Consider the following 18,738-nt stretch of genomic DNA (forward strand, 5'->3'; position numbering starts at 1 on the left):
GGATTGTAGCATCTGAACCTCCATACCTTACTGCAAGGAAGCGTTGAGCTTGTCAAGAGGTACTGCAATGCTAAATGAGTATTTCATCCGTCGGGTTCTGTATCTCATCCCGGTCCTCATATTTATCTCATTTATGAGTTTTTCACTCATCTATATCGCACCGGGCGATCCGGCAGAGATTATGATGACGAGTCCCTCGGGTGGATATGATGAAGCAGCTGTTGAAGCTTTCCGCATAGCCCACGGTCTTGACCAGCCGTTTTACATCCAGTATTTTAACTGGCTCAAAAACGCGGCTGTCGGAGACTTTGGCTACTCGTACATGAGCGAACAGTCGGTATTTGAAACTGTTCTGAATGCATTCAAGAATACGCTGAAACTTTCCGTTCTCGCCCTTGCAATTGCTCTTGTTATTGCTATCCCTTTCGGCGTAGTTTCAGCTCTGAAACATAACACCATTGTTGACGACGCCTGTCGCTTTGGCGCTCTTCTCGGGGTATCCATGCCGAACTTCTGGCAGGCCTATCTGATGATAATTTTCTTCTCGGTAATCGTTCACTGGCTCCCAGCATCCGGATTCGGCCACGGGACAGACATCAGATACATGATTCTGCCTGCGGCTGTTCTCGGGACAGGGGCAGCAGCTGTAATGATGCGGATGATCCGTTCAAGCATGCTGGACGTCATGGGAAAGGAGTACATCCAGACCGCCCGTGGAAAAGGACTTTCTGAAAAAATCGTCATTATCAGGCACGCATTGAAAAACGCACTTGTTCCGGTTATCACGGTGATCGGTCTGTCAATTGGTTTTCTCTTAAACGGCTCGGTTGTTGTTGAGACAATTTTCGGATGGTCGGGTATTGGAAATCTTGTGGTGGACTCAATTCTTTCCCACGATTATATGATGGTACAGGGCTCGGTACTCTTTGTTGCCGTCATTTTCCTTCTGATCAACTTCTTTGTAGACCTGGTCTACGTTTGGGCTAATCCGGAGATACGCTATGATAAAACTTCTTAAAAACCGACAGATTGCTCTTTCCCTGATAATTCTTGGCGGGCTTATCTTCATGGCCATATTTGCCGGTTTTCTAGCCCCCTATGACTACACGGAAAAAAACCTGCAGAACCGTCTGCAGCCTCCGTCTTCCCACCACCTATTCGGGACTGATAACCTTGGCCGTGATATCCTGACAATGGTGATGTACGGTTCAAGGGCATCACTTTTAGTCGGGTTTGTAGTTGTCAGCATTTCGCTTGCAATAGGAGTGACACTTGGCGTTCTGGCGGGGTATTACGGAGGGTGGCTGGATGAGATTATCATGCGGCTAACGGACAGTTTCCTTGCTTTTCCGTCGATGTTTCTGGCACTTGCAATTACCGCGTTTCTTGGACAGGGGATGGAAAACATGATGCTTGCTTTAGTTGCTGTCGAGTGGACGGTATTTGCAAGAGTTGCACGAGGTTCAACACTTGACGTCAAGACAAAAGGCTATGTTCGGGCATCCAGGTGGATTGGTGCTTCAAACGCTTACGTAATGGTAAAGCATGTTCTTCCTAACATTATCTCTCCTGTTTTGATCATGGCATCGCTTGGAATAGGGAATGTGATTCTGGCAGCAGCTGGTTTAAGTTTCCTTGGACTTGGAGTGCAGCCGTCAACACCGGAATGGGGTGCAATGCTGAATGCAGGCCGTACATATTTCACAACTGCTCCCTGGCTGATGCTTTTCCCGGGTCTTTTTATAATGATAACTGTTCTTGCATTCAACTACTTCGGCGACGGGTTGCGAGATGCACTTGACCAGAAGATGAAAAATATTGAGCTTGAAGGGAGGTTCTGACATGTCTGATGTATTGCTGAAAGTATCCGACGTTTCTGTAACAATCCCGACTGAGCAGGGAACTGTTCACGCGGTTGATGATGCGACGTTTTCGATTAACAAACGCGAGGTTTTTTCATTGATTGGAGAGTCAGGTAGCGGTAAGTCAATTCTTGGCCAGGCAATAATGCGGCTTCTTCCCCCGAATGCGATGTTTTCCGGAAAAGTGGAACTTGAAGGTATGGAAATTTCAGCTCTTTCCGAGAAGGAAATGCAGAAAGTCCGCGGTAAAATGGTTGCATCAATTGCTCAGAACCCATATCTTGCAATGAACCCCGGAATAAGGGTTGGCACTCAAGTTGCAGAGCCAATGCAGGCACATCTTGGAATAAGTAAAGAAGATGCAAAGTCCAGGACATGCCGGGCTCTGAAGTATTTTGATATCATACCTCCTGAAGTGCGGGAAAGGGAATACCCATTTCAGTACAGTGGCGGAATGTTGCAAAGGGCAATGGTTGCAATGGGAACGGCTGCAGATCCTGAACTGATTATCGCTGATGAACCGACAAAAGGCGTTGATGTGCTTAAGAAGCGCAATATTGCAGCAATTTTTCAGAAAGTTGCCTCGGATGGCTGCGCTTTCCTTTTAATTACTCATGATGTAGGTTTTGCCCGAGCGATGTCAGACAGAATCGCAGTGAACTATTGCGGGCAGATTATAGAGATTGCAGAGAAGGAACCATTTTTCAAAGAACCTTTGCATCCGTATTCACAGGCACTTTTAGGTGCGGTGCCGGAGCGCGGCATGCACCCGATTCCAGGCCCGTCACCTTCGATGATTGAAGTGCCGGAAGGTTGCAGGTTTCATCCTCGATGTCCGCATAAAACGGACAGGTGCCTGACGAATCCGCCGGTCGTGGAGATAAATGGAAGATTTGTGAGGTGCTGGATGTATGCTTAAGGCAGATAATCTGCATTATGTTTACACCTCAGGATTGATTAAAATAGTCAAAAAGACAGCTGTCTGCGGCGTTGATATCGAGTTTTGTCCGGGCGAGACGGTGGCTATTGTCGGGGAGTCGGGGTGTGGTAAGTCAACGCTTGCAAAGATGCTTGTCCAGCAACTTGTGCCGGTTTCTGGGGAAGTGTTTTTCAACGGGATGAAACTGACTGGGATGAGCTGGAAGAATCGTCGGAAGTTTATGGGAAAAATCCAGCTGATTCCCCAGAATCCAGCTGATGTAGTTGATCCTAGATGGACGGTTGAACGATCGGTTGCCGAGCCATTTGTGATTTGCGGAGTTTTTTCCAAAGAGGAAATTTCGGCAAATGTAGATGCCCTGTTTGCAGAGGTAGGGCTTTCTGTGGAGCACAAGACCCGATATCCGCATGAGCTGTCAGGAGGGGAACTGCAGCGGGTTGTAATTGCCAGGGCGCTTGCTCTGAAGCCTGAGTTGCTGGTCTGTGATGAAGCGACCTCGATGCTTGATGTGTCGGTGCAGGCATTTATTGTGATGATGCTCAAAGAGATTCAGATAAAACGCGATCTCAGCCTGGTGTTTATTACACACGATCTGGAGGCAGCGAAGGCTGTTTCTGATCGGGTACTGGTGATGTATGCAGGTGAGATCGTTGAGGAAGGGACGGATATATTTGACCGGCCACTGCATCCTTATACGCGTGCTCTTCTGGATGCAGCACGGTATATGTCGCTTGAGGTTGTGGTGCCGGAGGAGATTGGAGAGCTGCCTGATGGTTTTTCGGGCTGTCCCTACTACAGATTGTGCCGGGAGAGAACGGACGCGTGTAAAAAGCCGCAGAAATTACGGGATGTTTCGGGAAGATTGGTGAGGTGCTGGAAATCAAAATGAAGCAGTCCAAACAACTGATCTGATAAACACTACGGAACTCTGCGCAACCGTAATAGCTGGAGATACCTGACAATCCTGCATGAAGGGCGCAAAAGTTCGCATTCGACTGCTTATTGCCCGGACAACTCTGTAATAATCAGGAGGGAAAATTCTTGAATACCGGACTGAAAACCAGGAATTAAGAATAGACTCTTCAAGAAGTGTCTTAAACTAGCCTACTTTAAAAAAGTTTAATATAAGGAATTTAAAGGGTATTGTTAGAGAATTCTACAGCTTTTCTGTATCATTAACACTTAACTGTTAGACTCAGGTTTATCGGCACTTAAAAATGTATTTACAAGAGTGAGTTATAACTCTTCGTAAAATTAAAGGATTTTACTTTAGCAGTTTTAACGCATCCCTACAAGCTGCTACAGCAGGTGCCCCTGAAGTTATGAATATAACATCCATAAGTTCCATAATTTCTTCTTTGGTAGCCCCATTCTTAAGTGCACTTTGCATCTGCACAACCGTACATCTTTCGCACTGCTTGGATGCAACGACTGCAAGTGCTACCAGGATTTTTGTCTTTGCAGGCAAGGCCCCATCAGACAATAACCTTTTATTACACCTGTTATACTTTTTAAGTGACTCACTGTCAAGTTCTCCAAGGATCTCAAGAATATGCGGGGTAAAACCCAGTTTATCACTCATGCTCTCAAGTAACTCTTCGTGTTCAAGATCTCCATGTTCTTCTTGATGCCCTTCACATCCTTCCCGACGTTCTTCCATGTTTGTTAACCCCATGCAATTCAACTGGTTTAGTTATTAATATTAATATTGTATTGTATATATGTTATTTATCTATTCCTAAGAAGCCGGAAACATTACCTTTCAGTAACTTTTTCAAGATCAAGCTTTTCTCCTCCATTCCAGAGAAGCTCGAATTCCTTACCCAAATTTATTGCAAGCCCCGCATCCCAGATTTTCACAACCGAAAGGATGCGGTCATTGTCCTGGGGATGGAGCTGAAACAACATCACAATACTGTCGTCAACGATACCAAAACAGGAATTAAAGTTCTGGACAAGCCTTATTTCTATACCTCTTTTGAATTTGTTGAGATTCTCCTCTCCCTGCATTGAAAGCATAGAAGCAAGAGATATAAAGCGAGGGGATATTAGCAGCCGGATTTTAACCCCCCGGTCAATAGCTTTTAAGATTTCAGGCAGCAGGCTAGAAACGATGGGCATTCCAAAGGCAGGAGGAATTATGTATATTGACTTTTTTATCTTAGAGAACCTATTGTTACATGGTGGAATTTAAATCACTTTCAAAGTAAATTGCTAACATTTTATTACTGGAGTAGGGCTTCCCCTGCTTGTGGGATAAAATAATAGTGACGTCACTTTCAAAAGGTAATGGGGGACGAATGAAACCGACAGATGACTTAAGAGAGGAGCACAGAGTAATTAAATCGGTGTTGCCAATCCTCGACAGAGTATGCGTGGATATAGAATCTGGGAGAAGTGTTAAACAGGATAATCTTGAAGGACTCATAGAATTCATAAAAGAATTTATTGAAGAACATCACTATACAAAAGAAGAGGCTTACCTTTTCCCGGAAATGGAAAAAGCAGGAGTTTCAGGGGCAGAAGAGCTGATAACTTCCCTTAGAAATGAACATGAAGAGGAAAGACAATCTGTCAGTAAAATTGGAAAAATAGTTTTTGAGAAAGAAGAAAATATGGAACTCTCTAGTATGGTTGAATACTTAAGAGCGTATATTCGGCTTCTAAATCTGCATATTGACAAAGAGGAGAATAAGCTTTTCCCGATGGTTGATACCTATCTCTCGCAGGCTGTCCAGAAAGATTTGCTTAAATCTTTTGAAGATATGGAAACTCAAATAGATTCTGAAAGGTATGCAGAACTCAAGATTTGGCTGAACACCATGGGAGAGACTTATACAAAACCAGCATAAGTGCCCGAGTCGGCAGATTTGTTACTCTGCAACTTAAGTTCCATCTAGGAGGATGGAGCCCACTTCTCTCCGCTTTGCTAACGCTCAAGAGGGCTAATTTAGGGGCACAAGACCTATATTTAACTCGTTTAACCATGAATCAGTTTAGGAAGGCAGCGTGTACAAACCCAAAGGCTTTGCATGTTATGCCTGAGAGGAATGAGATAGCTGGTGGCTTCGTTGGCCCCACAGGAGAAGCACTTAATAGAGATGTCTTTTTGCTTGGGCTGGGCTTCTGCTTTTTCACGGTTAAATTCGACAGTGTATCTTTCTTCGACTGAAAGTGCACCTTCAGGACAGATGCCAACACAAAAACCCATGCCGTCGCAGAGTTCTTCAGATACTACTTTTGCCTTTCTGTTAATGATTTTTATAGCACCTTCGGCACAGGGTGCGACACACTTTCCACAGCCTGTACATTTCTTTTCGTCAATTTTTACTATCATTCGTTTTACCATAAAACCAACCCCCGTCAAATGTTCTCAGTTAAAAGTAGCTTATGTCTTACGGTGAAATCTTGGAATCAGGTATCGCTAAGCAATAGTTTAATTCAAAGATCCGGCAAATATCCTTCCATGTACAACATTTTTTTATAATCGTTTATTAATTTGCACATTTTACGTGTATAAATTATAAAATTTGTACCTGTTTCTCCTTTAAATAGCAGTTTTTCAGCTTTTTCCAGAAGATCGGGATAAATGAATACCAGTTCTTCTTTGGTGTGCAGGAACAGGGCTGAAAAATCCCTGTGGATGCTCATGCTTCTCTGGAGCAGTTCCATGTCTAAGGTCTTTTCAGAGATATAATCTTTGAACTTCGTATAAGCATAAAAGCTTGCAATATTGTAGTTCAAAGAATTTAAAATCGAGTAAAGGATATTGTCTGTGTTTGGAAGGGAAATATCCCGAAGTTCAAGGTCTACACCTTTGTAATATTCATCCTCTTCGAAATTCCGATCCCAATTTGTATCATGGCTCATTTTATTACCCTGTTTTTTAAAGCTTAAATTGTCTTTTCACCAAGGGCTTTTACATGAAGAATAAATTAAAGAGAATATGGTGCGCTTGATTGAGTTTAACCTTATCTCACAGCAGGGATGATCCCTAGCTGTTGCATCAGGCCAAGAAGGTTAGCTTCACCCCACAACTCAATAATTTTACCATCCTTAATGCGGAAAATCTCTATACCAGTCATGGTTATCGGCTTGCCTGTAGCTGGTAAATCCATGAAACTGCCTTTGTGTATTCCGCGAGCTGTGAAACGAGCAGCCACGGTATTACCCTCGGCAATCATATCCTCAACTGTAACATTAAGGTGCTCGAAAGCGGCCCTGCATGCAGTAATTACTTCATTAATTCCTTCGACTCCTGGAGAAGAAGGAAGAGGAACATGTATTGTAAAATCAGGTGACAGCAGTTCGTCGGCGGCACTCAGATTTCCTTTAGAAGGGCCTTCTTCAAAAAATCGTCGAACTATTGCTTTGTTTTCTTCTGTAGACATATTTCCCTCATTCGCATTTTTATCTGTCGGCTTTTGATGTCTTTCTTGCCTATAAGTATTATTATTAAGATCTGTACTCAGTGATGAGTGCCTTCCACAACATTTATTCCTGCATCCCGAATCGTCTTTTTTATATATTCCAGGTTAGGGCATTTAGGATAAGTGTCTTCCATAAGCATACAGGAACTAAGATGTGCGGCATCCAATCTATACTTTTTGAGAATGTTTACCAGACGGTATACTCTCCTGCCAGAACAGCCTCCGCACGTGAAAAAGGCGATTATCTGAGTATTTTCGTCGTAACCCTCAAAATAGGACTTTCTTTCGTTAAAAGCCTTAAAGCAGCCTACACCCGGACAGGCCTCTGAGACTATATCGCAGCGCACGACCGCAATTTTTGTAGGTTTTGTTTCTTCCATTAATGACCCTCTTTTTGAACCGTTTTAATAACCGCTCTTATACTTGCTTTACTCAAGCATGCCTGTAGCCTCGGTTTGTCTTGGGGCCTTTACGACCAACACCCTGAAAATTCTGTCTCCCGGATTCAGAAGACGATGAGGAATCTTTGCAGGACTCTCGATCAGCATATCCTGGCTGACTTCCTGCTGTTCGTCGCCAATCTCAACAATACCTTTTCCCTCAAGAATGTAGAAAAAGACATCTGTGGGAGTGATGTGCTTCTTTAGGGCCTCCCCTGGCTTAAGCTCTATATGTACCGCCTGTGCGTGTTCGGTATTGTAGAGCATCCTGACGCTCACATTATGAGGGTTCGGCTTTTCAGGTGAGGATTTCATCTCAGTAACTTTCATATAATTCTCCCCTTTTGACCATAGTTTTTTACTTCTTAGTATTATGCCTTAACAGTATACCAACCGACCTTATATTAAATATTTTTGAAATACATCTTATGATTATTATTAGAACCAATCTTGTGTTAATGTTTTTGACCGTTTTTGATTACGTTTTATGTATTTACGAAATTCCATTCTGATATCCATCCCATATACGTCTGGTCGGTATAAATTTCTCTATTACTATCGAAGAGCGTTAGAATTTGATCCCTAAAACCCGTATTTATCTCGGGTTAAGAGTTTACAAGAGAAACATGATTAATGGGAGCATATCAGAAGGAATTCAACATTGTATAAGCTAATTTAAACATGTAGATATCACATGCAAACTTTCCTAGTTTTACAGGCCTATCTCGGATTTGAAACTCTCAATACCCATATCTTCAATAAACCTTCCAAGCCTCTTTTTCGTGCCAGAATTTTTATAGAAATTAACGATCCTCTCGATTGCCTCAAGAATTTCTTCTTCAGACAGTTCTTTTGCAACAACCTTAGCAAGTCTTGGAGTAGCAGCCGCAGAGCCTCCCACCATCAGAGTATATCCTTTGGCAGTGCCCATTACACCTATATCTTTGATGGCAGGTTCAGAGCAGGAATTTGGACAGCCGGAAACAGCCATTTTTAGTTTTGAAGGCATCGACATTCCGTGGTATTTTTCATCCAGTTTAAGACCAAGGCTTACTGCATCCTGTTTTCCCTGCTTACAGAAAGTCGTCCCAGGACAGAACTTCACACTCCTTACGCAAAGCCCTATAGCTGCACCGGGTTTCATATCAAGTTCAGCCCACACATTGTCAAGGTCTTCTTCTTTCAGGCCTACGATTGCAATCCTCTGGGCAGAAGTCATCTTGAGAGCAGCAGCCCCATACTTTTCTGCAACATCAGCGATTTTCCTGAGAGTTGTCGGATCCACAATTCCTCCGGCGAGGTGGGGGGCGATTGCATAGGTTTCACGGTCTCTCTGAACGATTGCACCTTTTTCCGGTAAGTTGTCTTTCATGTTTATCATTCGCTCCAAACTTTCAGTATTTTTTAGAGATTTGGATTCTGGCAGTCCTGGCAGTCCTGATAAAATCGTCCGAGTTCCGTCGCCCGAATTCCGCTTCGGGAGCACGGAGCCCTTTTCGCTTCGCTCAAGAGGGCTGAACAAAGCTCAGGTTTCATCTCCCAAGTCCCTCCTGCACGATTCCCGTCTCGGGGGGACGGATCCGTTCCGCTCACTTCGTTCGCTCAAGCGGTATAATTCCAGATAAAGACATGAATTTCGCTTTGGCAGAGCGATGGACGTCACTTCAGACCCAGTTTTTCAGTCAGAGCTGCTTTCTTTTTGTTTTGCCAGATACAGGAAACTTTTACTGGAAATTAATACAAATTTGTATTATAAAATACATTTTATAATAGTATGCTTTTGATACCAGTATATTAGAGATACTAATTTATATATCAGACAGTTTCTATGTTTATACTATGAAAGACTGCACAGTCTACAAGACCATGAATATCATCGGGAAAAGATGGACAATCCATATCCTTCTGGAGCTGCATAAGGGGGAAAAAAAGGAAAAACGCTTTAATGAGCTAAAAAGGAAACTTGGCTACATAACCCCGAAAATCCTCTCAGAGAGGCTTACAGAACTGGAAACGGAAGGCCTAATTGGAAAAAGGGTTGATAATTCAGCAAATCCTCCAAAGTCCGAGTATTATCTGACCGAGAGCGGAGTAGATTTCGTGAAAATAATACAGGCAATTAAACGCTGGGGGTTGAAATGGAAATTCCAGAATGAAGAGTGTCAAAAGGCTATTTGCATGTACTGTGACCGCTGAATCGTATAAGGGAAAGAAGAAAACCAAAATGGAAAATATAGAAGAAAAAGCAAATGCAAGGGGACTTCCATACTTTTAGGTTTTTCCATGATTGTAGGGTTAAAGATTTTGTAGTCAATTTTTTCTTATCTGCTGGCATTTTTCAGATTTTTTTGTTTTGGTATTTATGGAAGCCGGAGTTTATTATGTGTAAATATTTAAGTTCGAAGCTAGAATCTGGATATAATCTGCAGATTATTCGGACGGGCATAAATGATCACTGAGGGAAGTATTGTATTGACTTTTTCTTCAAGCCTGAAAGCATAGCCCTGATAGGAGCGCCTCACCAGATCCCGAAAAGCTTTTCTATACAATCCTAGAAAGCCTCCTGGAAGCGGGATTTCAGGGAAAAACATATCCCGTAAATCCGAGCTACAAGGAAAATCAGAGGGCTTAAATGTTATTCTGCTCCAAGTAAAATAGTGGACAAAATCGATATTGCGGTTTTTGCAGTTCCAGCTCCTACTGTTCTTGAAATTCTCAATGGCCCTGTGGAAAACATAAAAGGAGCAATAATTATCAGCTCCGGTTTTCGGGAAATTGGACCTGAAGGAAAGAAAATTGAGATTCTCCTGAAAGGAATTTTAGAGATGAAAGGAGTCCGGGTTATGGGGCCGAATTGCCTTGGGATTTACGACACGGCCTCAAAAGTGGATACTTTTTTATAAGCAACGATAAGGTTGAAAGGCCTGCAAGAGGAGGGGTTTCAGTGCTTACCCAAAGTGGATCCTTTGCCGTTATGATTATGAATGAAATGGCAAACGAGAGTTCAGGGGTTGCAAGGGTAGTAAGCTATGGAAATAAAGTAGGTGTGGATGAGAGCGACTGCCTTGAATTTCTGGCAGGAGACGAAGCAACAAAAGCAGTTGCTCTCTACATTGAGTCTGTAGGAAATGGACGCAGGTTCATTGCTGCTGCTTCCAGATGTGTGAAAAAGAAGCCTGTAGTAGCCCTCAAAGTCGGAAAAAGAGAGCCGGGCGCAAGAGCAGCAAGTTCTCATACAGGAGCTGTTAGCGGCAGGTATGAAGCTTATGAAGCTGCTTTCAGGAAAGCAGGTATAATAGAAGTTGCAAATTATGAAGAATTAAAAGATGCCTGCAAAGTCCTGAACAGTTATCCGCTGGTGAAAGGTAAAAGAGTTCTTATTATAACTGACGGAGGAGGAATCGGGATTTCCATCGCTGATGCATGTGAGGAGGCTGGACTCAGAGTTCCGGACCTCTCCAGAGAGTCTGTAAGCAAACTGAGAAAGAAATTTCCTGTTTTGCTTCTATAAGAAATCCTGTAGACCTGACAGGCAGTGTAAAGGATGAACACTACGTTAATGCTCTACAGGAGGCTTTTGGGGAAGAATACGATCTTGCAATAGTGAGCCTGCTCTGGGGTCCGCCTCTTCTTTCTAGAGGGGTTGCGGAAAAAATCAAAGCCTTTGTCAGTAACTGTGAAAAACCAATTCTCATCTGTTCCCCAGAAGGAAAAATTTAGCAGGGAAAGTGCTTCGGTTTTTACAGCCAGCGGAATGCCGGTCTTTTTTACTCCGGACAGCGTAGTCAGGGCTGCAGCGGTACTGTGCGGAGGGAAGAAATTAGTTGAGAACCATGATGGAATATAAAAGACTTTAACCCGCTAATACAGACAACATAGTATTCATTGAAAAATTAGTTCATCGTAAGAATCAGTATATCGAAAAATCAAGCATCAGTAGAGAAACTCCCGATAATAGATCGGGACTTATTTTCAGGACAAACGTTTCAATATCTAAATAAAATAATGTGATATTTGTAATAACAAACAGATTTTTTCATGTAAACTTCATAGAGATGCAATCATCGCTCATTTTCTCTATGTACCAGTATATCAATGAAATTAAAAAGACCGAGAAACGGGGGGGGACATTCAATATGGAAACAGCATTTAATAAACCGAAGTTTTCTTGGCAAGAATATTTCTCGGATAAAAAGAAAGGAGGCCACAGGTATTCTACAGAAGAGTTCCTTTTTAAAGAAGCTAGGGAAAAACTGTTTCATTTAAGAGGAGGCAGATCTCTTCTAGATTTCGGATGCGGTGCCGGGGAGCTTCTGATATATTATGTGCCAAATTATGAAAGGATAGTAGGGGCTGACTTTTCTTCTTCAATGCTTTTTGAAGCTGAAAAGAAAATGTGGCAGCAGAACTATAAAAATATAGATTTAATCCTTGCCGATGACGAAACAATCTGGGAAAAGTTGAGTTTACCATTTGATCGGATCACTGCAACAGCAGTAGTACAGTATCTGACGCCTCAGCAGATAGATGCTTTTATACGTCATGCATCCGAATATCTCAATGAAGACGGAAAAATAGTCTTTTTTGATATAATTGATCCCAGATTGTATTCTTTATGGAAAATGGGATGGTTCTCACAGAATTTTAAACTTTGGAAGACTTTACCTAAAACTGGTTTTGGGCTCTTGCGGCAGACATCAGCTATTCTGAAAAACCGTCCTAGAGATATAATAGGGGATGCTTACAGCCCTTACTTTATTGAACAAATAGCCATAGACAATGGCTTCAAAATGGAATATGTAAAGTCTATGTATTATGAATACAGATATCACGCAATATTATCAAGAAACTAATGAAGCCTTCCCGGGTCATAACTCAAGTTTTAAGCAGAGAAACCCAAGATATCTATTAATTTTAATCGATTCAGCTATAAAGATATTCAATACCTTTTTCAGAATTTTTCTCTTCCAGATTCATATTTATTAAATCTACTCATTTTGTATTTGGTTATATGTAAATGCTTATAATTCGCGGAAATATTATTCGCTAGAATTATAATACATCATGATCCTGATCATTTCAGTTTATGGAAGTAACCCGAAAGTAAATTAAACCAAAATGCTCAATACACGCTGAAAACGTTGATCGAAATAAACTATTCTTTGTAGAAACAAACGTTGAAAATTTTGAAAAACATTTTTCAAAAAACTATTGTATATTTAATTCAATACCCCTAGAAGGAGGTATAAAAATTGAAAAAATGTTTGCCCATACTACTGATGTCTATCTTTATTTTTGGGGCCATATTATCAAGTGCTGCAAATGCATCATATAACCCAGTAGTAAGTGACACGGCATCAAAGATTTTAAAGGCTAACGAATCTGTCAATAAAGCGGTTAATCAATCTCTCAATAAATCCGTTAATCAATACGTCAATAACTCCCTACCAATGAATGAAACATCTACTACAAACTTAACTGAAACCACAACAGAAGGTTCTGCGGCTGGACAGAAGCCCGGAGCGGACCCGACCGTGGTACTTAGGCCGGTTAATGATGTTATAACCAAAAATGAAGATGGTCTTGTTGAACTTTATATTGATAATCCATCCCTTAATGATGTGACTCTAAACGTAGATGCAAGGATCAACGTACCCTCTGGAATCCATGTATATGGAAAGGATTTTGCTCAGACAGGTGCATCAGATACGGCTTACGGAACATTTTCCGTGCCCCCCGGAAGCACCCAGACAATCTCTATTGGTCTTAAGGGAGAAAAAGTAGGTACTTTTACAGTACACTTCAGTGGTCTCTATTGGTCTGGAGATGATAAGGACAATTACAACCCGATTTCACTCAGTCATCCCTTTGTAGTCGAGGAAGTTTCAGCAAATCCCGAAAAGACTCCCAGCTCAAATGAGAGCGTAGATGTAGAAACCAAAAATAACAGAGAAGAAGAAATCGAAGAAGGGGGCTCAGGTAGTGCTCTCGGATTTGGAATATTGGTTGCAGGTATATGCCTGTTAGGAGTTTATGCTATTAAGAGGAAGTAAATAAGATTAAAAAGAATTTAAACGTAGCCTCAGGAAAAAATACATACATTTTTCCTATTTCTATGTTTTAATAATTAAGAAAAGTACTCTTAATCCAGAGAAGCCTCTTACTTAAGAAGGAAGTGTGGTTTATTATTTTGGAGAAGATACTGAAAACGCAGAAGATTATACGCTTAACCTTCCTATACAGGTAGAAGAAAAATCGTACGCTATAGAAGAAAGCCTTCCAGGATTTAAACTGGCTAGCCTGATATTTGTATTAATAGCCGTATCAATTGTAAAAAGATATTAAATAATACGCCAAATAGCAATCAGGCTTTGTTATCCTGAGAATATAAAATAAAATTGTCTGTATGATAGGCAACTTGTAAGCGCTGAATCAGATCAGGTATTTAAGATGGATTGTGGATTCATGGATCAGGTAATCGGCTTCCTAAGAATCCAGCCTGCCTTCAGCTTCCTTGATCAACGATATAAGTAAATTTGCCTAATTTTGATAGCTGTTAAGTTGTTTCTTTTTTCAAGAACAGAGTATATTGTTGACTTTTGCTTTGAGAGCGGTTTTGGTTAAATTATCTGCACACTCAAGCTCATTCACAAAACTGCTTACAACAGAATATCCTGCGTATCTAGACTTTGACTAGCCCTGCATGTTATGGAATTAGTGTAGCCGACATTTACCAGAATCTTGCTCGCATTAGTGCTTCGACTTTCGGTCTTGCAATGGACAAGTATCTTTGCATTACAGTAACTTGTTAACTCACCCGTTCGATTTACCAATAAATCTTCAGGAGGTAAAACAGGTTCTCCGGGTGGATTCTTAAGGCTTGCTACGGTATCAATAATGCCACTTTATATATGCCTCTTTATATGAGCTGCATGAATTCGTCCGGGGTATGGACATCAAGAATGAAGATATTACCTTCTTCAACCATTTTCTTAGCATTATTCAAACTCACATTTGTGTATATATTCTCCTCGGCTGCTGCAGTACCGGGTGCGACTACAAAAAAGCAAAGAGAGTTACAGCAAGATACGGCAAGGTAAATATTATTTCTCCAATTCGGTCCTTCCATTTTGTTCAATTATCCTTGTTTAAAAATGAAAGGGTTTTGGGTTAATCGTCCGGTCTGGACAATTACCCAAACAGAGAAACTATTTTACATTTCATACCTTGTCATAACTCCATGTAATTCATCAGTAGGGAGTCTATAGAACTGGACAAACGAGGGGGACAATTTTTTAATTATGGAAAAGATTTTCCATATTAAATTAGTAGTGAATATATCTTCTACTCCATAAAATATTGTTTTTTCACTAATGCCCTGGTCTTTCAGGATTTGCTCGACATCAACAATTTCCATATATCCGGTCTTTATTTCAAATACTCTCAACCCTTTTGCCAGTTCTTTTGTGAACGAACTTTCTATTCCAAAAGGACTGTCGGACTTGATAATTGAAATAAAAATATTATTTTCGTAGATAATATTATTTTTAAACATTACATGGGAAATATACTGGGGAATGTTAGCTATATCTCGTGTAAAGAAGAGGGCAGTCCCAGTTATTTTATTTTGAGTAGCATATAGTTGCTTATATTTTTCAAGGAAGTTTTCAACCTTCATGAGCTTCATCAGTTCGTACAGCCTCTTTTGTCCGGAAGTGTATATAATTATAAGAGAGAAAATAAAAAGTGCTATGATAATGGACCAGTAACCTCCATGAGGTATTTTATAGCTATTTGAGAGAAGGAATACTATGTCAATAAACGTTATAAATAGCGAAATAAGGGCTTTGGATATATTTCTCCTGTGATAAAATATAGAAGTCATAAGTATTCCTGTAATAGACATAGTTCCTGTAACTGCCAGTCCATATGCAGCTGCTAATCTGCTTGATTCTTTGAATATAAGCATCATAAACAATACCGAAATGAGGAGTAACCAGTTTACGGTACTTATGTATATCTGCGACTTTAATATCCCGGAAGTATAATCGATCTTTAGCATTGGCATTGCTCGAGTCGTAATTCCCTGATATACTATAGAGAACATGCTACTTATCATAGCCTGAGAAGCGATAATTGTAGCCATAATGCTCAGGAGGAGGAATGGGATATAAAGTAAGGGTGCCTGCTGATTTACCATTTCATACAAAAAATTTGTAGAACCAGGATTTCGGAGAAGAAATGCGCCCTGCCCGAGATAATTAAAAACCAATGCTATAAATACGAATCTCCAGGCCTTTAAAATAGGCTCTCTTCCCAGGTGTCCCATATCAGCATATAAGGCTTCGCCTCCTGTAGCACACAAGATAACTTCCGATAGTACAAAAAATCCCATAATCCCATTGTCCAGAAGGAATCTAATAGCATAATAAGGATTGATGGCTTTAATCACTTCTGGCGTATAGAAAATAGAAGCAATACCTGCAGATCCCATGGCTGCAAACCATATAACCATTATAGGCCCAAAAACCCATGTAATTTTTTCAATTCCCTTGCTCTGAACTGTGAAAAGTGCTATTGCAATTAGGCCAGAAATAAGTACGATAGTGCCTTGGTTTATGTTTTCTAACTGAGGAACTATTCGCAATCCCTCGACTGCGCTCAGAATACTTATTGCAGGAGTAATTACTCCGTCTCCCATGAGGAAAGACGTTCCTACATAAGCTAACAATGTGACTAGAGATACATTTCTACTCGACTTGAGGAGAGGAACGAGTATCTCTTTTAAGACTATTGTACCTCCTTCTCCTTTTTTACCCAGGCTCATTGCAAGCCAGGCATATTCCAGAGTTACAAGTATAATAAGTGTCCAAATAATTAAAGATAAAACTCCTATTATGTGAGAATATGTAGGTTTTGTGAGAAGAAAGATAACTGTCAGGGTATATATTGGACTTGTTCCGATATCTCCAAAAACAAGTCCCATAGAGTTCAGTACTCCTCTAAAATTGCTGTTAGACATAATAGATACTCTCTGTGTTTTATTAACAATTGGATGAATGCTTTCACAAAGGCTCTGAACTAATAGATACAAGATATAATCTGCAAATTATATAAATTGCAATTTTTTGCGTTTAAAAAGAGGTAGAAACCCAAACGGATTTATATAGCTTTTGACCTGTTATCAGGTCATTATTTTTATTTTAAGTTTATATCTCAACCTATTTTCGTATTTTTTACTTGTATCCATAAATTCTACTTATAAATATACGTTTCCCCACGATTAATTGCTTTTCTAGGCTCCTTTTGAATAAAAAATAAAAAATTATCTAGTAAGTAAGGAAATGTTAAAGGCAGAAGAGACCAGAAAGGAACAGACAGAAGATACTGGATTTTAAAGGCAATCGGAGAAAAACAGCTGGAGAAATGAATAGGGAAACATTAACCAGAAGCGAAAGGGTTGAGGAATATTCAGGAGAAAACAGGATCAAAAAAGAAAGAAGCCTTCAAGAAACTACAGAAGGAGTGAATATTCTCCTCGGAGACCCTAGGAAAGCTGTTGTCAAGCTTTCAATTCCTATAATAGTCGCTATGTCCGTGCAGACCATATACAACCTTACTGGATACCTTCTGGGTTGCAGGCCTTGGAAGCTGATGCTCTGGCTGCTGTCGGATTTGACTGGGGACTTCTTGGTGTATGGTAGGGGCTTGTTGCGGGTACGGTTATAGGTTCGATAATTACTTTCATCTGGGCACAGTTGTACCTGAAATGTCTGATGGGAACAAATAAAAGTATAAAAAAGTGCTAATATTATTGACTGCCAAATTTAAAGTCATAAAGTATAAATAGAAACTAATGATTTAGTAAGAAATCAAACAATTAGATTTATGAATAGTAAGATAATGGACAAAGTAGTTTAGAGGATAGAGCTAGGAATAATTAGGCTCCAAGTTCTTCACATATTTTCAACATAACTTTCGAAATTCAAAAAATTCTGGAAAAACGATTTCAGCTTGTAATTCGAATTCGGAAAAAGCCCTGACTGTGATACCAATGAAAGAAGAAAAGATAAAAGAAACAGTAAAACTCCAGTTTGAAATAATGAATCTGTTTCAAAAACACTTTGCAGAAATATTTCACAAATCAGGGGACAGCCCATATAGCCTGAATAAAAATCAGAATCGGGCAATTCTGATTATAGGAGCAATAGATAATATTATGCCTACAACCCTGGGAAAGTGTCTCGATCTTCAGAAAGGAAGCCTAACAAGCATGATCGATGCGCTGGAAAGAGAAGGGCTTGTCTATAGGAAAGGAGACCCTGATGACCGGAGAAAAACCCTTATTTCTCTCACCGAAAAGGGAAAAGCTTACAGGGAATGGTTCATGAAAGAGCTTGAACATAATGCCTACAAGATACTAAAAAAGTTAGATGAAGAAGATATTCTTGCATATGAGGAGAGCCTGCAAATAGTGTTTGCAACACTGAGGAAGCTCGATGACACCGCCTGAACAAAAAAGTGCTGGAGGGATGTAATGGATATCAAACTCATAAGCAAACTCAAGAAGCTGGGGTTTACAGAAAATGAGGCAAAAATTTATGTTGGACTCTTGAGTTTGAATGAAGCTACAGCAAGGGAAATCCATGAATTTACCCATGTGCCAAGACCGAAGATCTATTCCGTGCTGGAGAGAATGGAAAATAAAGGATATGTGAAAGTTAAAAAAGAAACTCCTGCCTGTTTCAGAATCATAGCTCCGGAGCAATTGATCGAAAGACTCAAAGCTGAATTCCTCCACTCTATTAATGAAACCTTAAAAGAACTTAATTCAACACAGAAGAGAAAATCTACGAAGTCTCTTTTTTAAAGCCTCAAAGACTCTTATATTACATTTTTTATAAAACCAATTATTGGCAGCCACATCACTTTGAAGAGGCTATCCCACAATTATTAATAATGGATAAATTCTTTTTTCAATCTAAAGGCTTTAACATTTTCTTGTTGTCATCTTCGTTTAATATCTGTTTATAAGTTCATCCCAAAAGCGACCTTATTTGCACATA

General features: G+C 40.4%; 27 protein-coding genes and 1 pseudogene. 17 read left to right on the forward strand and 11 right to left on the reverse strand.

What is annotated here, in order from left to right; all coding sequences use genetic code 11:
* Positions 1 to 27: 27 nt before the first annotated feature.
* The gene (locus BP861_RS10095) at positions 28 to 150 is read right to left on the reverse strand and encodes a hypothetical protein (protein WP_292375496.1); all 123 of its coding nucleotides are present in this window, start codon (positions 148 to 150) and stop codon (positions 28 to 30) included.
* Here BP861_RS10095 and BP861_RS10100 point away from each other — a divergent pair.
* Genes BP861_RS10100 through BP861_RS10115 form a run of 4 tightly spaced genes read left to right on the forward strand, consistent with a single transcriptional unit; the run spans position 125 to position 3,691 of the window.
* Positions 125 to 1,018 carry an ABC transporter permease gene (locus tag BP861_RS10100; RefSeq protein WP_292375466.1) on the forward strand — a complete coding sequence of 298 codons (894 nt, stop codon included), beginning with the start codon at positions 125 to 127 and terminating at the stop codon, positions 1,016 to 1,018. The two genes, BP861_RS10095 and BP861_RS10100, sit on opposite strands and share 26 nt — an antisense overlap.
* Positions 1,002 to 1,841, forward strand: coding sequence for a nickel transporter permease (gene nikC, locus BP861_RS10105; protein ID WP_292374951.1), 840 nt, complete (start codon positions 1,002 to 1,004; stop codon positions 1,839 to 1,841). Before BP861_RS10100 ends, nikC begins: the two co-directional genes overlap by 17 nt.
* Position 1,842: 1 nt before the next feature.
* Complete coding sequence (locus BP861_RS10110) at positions 1,843 to 2,781, forward strand: ABC transporter ATP-binding protein (protein ID WP_292374953.1); 939 nt, start codon at positions 1,843 to 1,845, stop codon at positions 2,779 to 2,781.
* Complete coding sequence (locus tag BP861_RS10115) at positions 2,774 to 3,691, forward strand: ABC transporter ATP-binding protein (protein ID WP_292374956.1); 918 nt, start codon at positions 2,774 to 2,776, stop codon at positions 3,689 to 3,691. Before BP861_RS10110 ends, BP861_RS10115 begins: the two co-directional genes overlap by 8 nt.
* Before the next feature lie 375 nt (positions 3,692 to 4,066).
* Here the strand turns inward: BP861_RS10115 and BP861_RS10120 are convergent, their stop codons facing one another.
* Complete coding sequence (locus BP861_RS10120) at positions 4,067 to 4,462, reverse strand: carboxymuconolactone decarboxylase family protein (RefSeq protein WP_292375467.1); 396 nt, start codon at positions 4,460 to 4,462, stop codon at positions 4,067 to 4,069.
* A gap of 95 nt (positions 4,463 to 4,557) precedes the next feature.
* Positions 4,558 to 4,923 (reverse strand): DUF7436 family protein, encoded by a 366-nt coding sequence (locus BP861_RS10125; protein ID WP_292374959.1) that lies wholly within the window; start codon positions 4,921 to 4,923, stop codon positions 4,558 to 4,560.
* A gap of 179 nt (positions 4,924 to 5,102) precedes the next feature.
* Between BP861_RS10125 and BP861_RS10130 the strand changes: the two genes are divergently transcribed.
* Entirely contained in the window at positions 5,103 to 5,654 is a 552-nt protein-coding gene (locus BP861_RS10130; RefSeq protein WP_292374962.1) for a hemerythrin domain-containing protein, read from the forward strand.
* A gap of 128 nt (positions 5,655 to 5,782) precedes the next feature.
* Here BP861_RS10130 and BP861_RS10135 read toward each other — a convergent pair whose 3' ends face one another.
* The 6 genes from BP861_RS10135 to BP861_RS10160 all read right to left on the reverse strand — a co-directional run bounded on the left by BP861_RS10135 (position 5,783) and on the right by BP861_RS10160 (position 9,044).
* A complete protein-coding gene (locus tag BP861_RS10135) occupies positions 5,783 to 6,151 on the reverse strand; it encodes an ATP-binding protein (RefSeq protein WP_292374965.1) in 369 nt (122 codons plus the stop codon).
* A gap of 92 nt (positions 6,152 to 6,243) precedes the next feature.
* Positions 6,244 to 6,672 (reverse strand): hypothetical protein, encoded by a 429-nt coding sequence (locus BP861_RS10140; protein WP_292374967.1) that lies wholly within the window; start codon positions 6,670 to 6,672, stop codon positions 6,244 to 6,246.
* 101 nt (positions 6,673 to 6,773) lie between these two features.
* On the reverse strand, positions 6,774 to 7,193 hold the full coding sequence (locus tag BP861_RS10145) for an ester cyclase (protein WP_292374970.1): 420 nt from the start codon (positions 7,191 to 7,193) through the stop codon (positions 6,774 to 6,776).
* Between the two features lie 77 nt (positions 7,194 to 7,270).
* On the reverse strand, positions 7,271 to 7,612 hold the full coding sequence (locus BP861_RS10150) for a CGGC domain-containing protein (RefSeq protein ID WP_292374973.1): 342 nt from the start codon (positions 7,610 to 7,612) through the stop codon (positions 7,271 to 7,273).
* 48 nt (positions 7,613 to 7,660) lie between these two features.
* The gene (locus BP861_RS10155) at positions 7,661 to 8,002 is read right to left on the reverse strand and encodes a cupin domain-containing protein (protein ID WP_292374975.1); all 342 of its coding nucleotides are present in this window, start codon (positions 8,000 to 8,002) and stop codon (positions 7,661 to 7,663) included.
* Between the two features lie 382 nt (positions 8,003 to 8,384).
* On the reverse strand, positions 8,385 to 9,044 hold the full coding sequence (locus BP861_RS10160) for an NAD(P)/FAD-dependent oxidoreductase (protein ID WP_292374977.1): 660 nt from the start codon (positions 9,042 to 9,044) through the stop codon (positions 8,385 to 8,387).
* Between the two features lie 40 nt (positions 9,045 to 9,084).
* Here BP861_RS10160 and BP861_RS10165 point away from each other — a divergent pair, with 40 nt between their 5' ends.
* From BP861_RS10165 to BP861_RS10205, 9 genes are all read left to right on the forward strand, one after another.
* Positions 9,085 to 9,297 (forward strand): hypothetical protein, encoded by a 213-nt coding sequence (locus BP861_RS10165; RefSeq protein ID WP_292374979.1) that lies wholly within the window; start codon positions 9,085 to 9,087, stop codon positions 9,295 to 9,297.
* 214 nt (positions 9,298 to 9,511) lie between these two features.
* Entirely contained in the window at positions 9,512 to 9,868 is a 357-nt protein-coding gene (locus BP861_RS10170) for a winged helix-turn-helix transcriptional regulator (RefSeq protein WP_292374981.1), read from the forward strand.
* 461 nt (positions 9,869 to 10,329) lie between these two features.
* Entirely contained in the window at positions 10,330 to 10,575 is a 246-nt protein-coding gene (locus tag BP861_RS10175) for a hypothetical protein (RefSeq protein ID WP_292374982.1), read from the forward strand.
* Between the two features lie 41 nt (positions 10,576 to 10,616).
* On the forward strand, positions 10,617 to 11,183 hold the full coding sequence (locus tag BP861_RS10180; RefSeq protein WP_292374984.1) for a hypothetical protein: 567 nt from the start codon (positions 10,617 to 10,619) through the stop codon (positions 11,181 to 11,183).
* Positions 11,184 to 11,348: 165 nt separating this feature from the next.
* Positions 11,349 to 11,519 carry a hypothetical protein gene (locus BP861_RS10185; protein ID WP_292374986.1) on the forward strand — a complete coding sequence of 57 codons (171 nt, stop codon included), beginning with the start codon at positions 11,349 to 11,351 and terminating at the stop codon, positions 11,517 to 11,519.
* A gap of 289 nt (positions 11,520 to 11,808) precedes the next feature.
* The gene (locus tag BP861_RS10190) at positions 11,809 to 12,525 is read left to right on the forward strand and encodes a class I SAM-dependent methyltransferase (RefSeq protein ID WP_292374988.1); all 717 of its coding nucleotides are present in this window, start codon (positions 11,809 to 11,811) and stop codon (positions 12,523 to 12,525) included.
* Positions 12,526 to 13,122: 597 nt separating this feature from the next.
* Complete coding sequence (locus tag BP861_RS10195) at positions 13,123 to 13,725, forward strand: hypothetical protein (RefSeq protein ID WP_292374990.1); 603 nt, start codon at positions 13,123 to 13,125, stop codon at positions 13,723 to 13,725.
* A 124-nt stretch (positions 13,726 to 13,849) separates the two neighbouring features.
* A complete protein-coding gene (locus BP861_RS10200; protein WP_292374992.1) occupies positions 13,850 to 14,017 on the forward strand; it encodes a hypothetical protein in 168 nt (55 codons plus the stop codon).
* Between the two features lie 344 nt (positions 14,018 to 14,361).
* Complete coding sequence (locus BP861_RS10205; RefSeq protein WP_292374994.1) at positions 14,362 to 14,484, forward strand: hypothetical protein; 123 nt, start codon at positions 14,362 to 14,364, stop codon at positions 14,482 to 14,484.
* Positions 14,485 to 14,591: 107 nt separating this feature from the next.
* On the opposite strand, the gene BP861_RS10210 is transcribed toward BP861_RS10205, so the two are convergent.
* Both BP861_RS10210 and BP861_RS10215 read right to left on the reverse strand, forming a co-directional pair.
* Entirely contained in the window at positions 14,592 to 14,801 is a 210-nt protein-coding gene (locus BP861_RS10210) for a hypothetical protein (protein ID WP_292374997.1), read from the reverse strand.
* 84 nt (positions 14,802 to 14,885) lie between these two features.
* Positions 14,886 to 16,658, reverse strand: coding sequence for a KUP/HAK/KT family potassium transporter (locus tag BP861_RS10215; RefSeq protein ID WP_292374999.1), 1,773 nt, complete (start codon positions 16,656 to 16,658; stop codon positions 14,886 to 14,888).
* 440 nt (positions 16,659 to 17,098) lie between these two features.
* Between BP861_RS10215 and BP861_RS10220 the strand changes: the two are divergent.
* The 3 genes and pseudogenes from BP861_RS10220 to BP861_RS10230 all read left to right on the forward strand — a co-directional run.
* Positions 17,099 to 17,349: pseudogene (locus BP861_RS10220) on the forward strand (MATE family efflux transporter); the annotation flags it as partial.
* A 377-nt stretch (positions 17,350 to 17,726) separates the two neighbouring features.
* The gene (locus BP861_RS10225; protein WP_292375002.1) at positions 17,727 to 18,185 is read left to right on the forward strand and encodes a MarR family winged helix-turn-helix transcriptional regulator; all 459 of its coding nucleotides are present in this window, start codon (positions 17,727 to 17,729) and stop codon (positions 18,183 to 18,185) included.
* Between the two features lie 24 nt (positions 18,186 to 18,209).
* The gene (locus tag BP861_RS10230) at positions 18,210 to 18,542 is read left to right on the forward strand and encodes a TrmB family transcriptional regulator (protein ID WP_292375005.1); all 333 of its coding nucleotides are present in this window, start codon (positions 18,210 to 18,212) and stop codon (positions 18,540 to 18,542) included.
* The last annotated feature ends 196 nt before the right edge of the window (positions 18,543 to 18,738 follow it).

This window comes from Methanosarcina sp. UBA411, from assembly GCF_002495725.1.
Taxonomy (GTDB): Archaea; Halobacteriota; Methanosarcinia; order Methanosarcinales; family Methanosarcinaceae; genus Methanosarcina.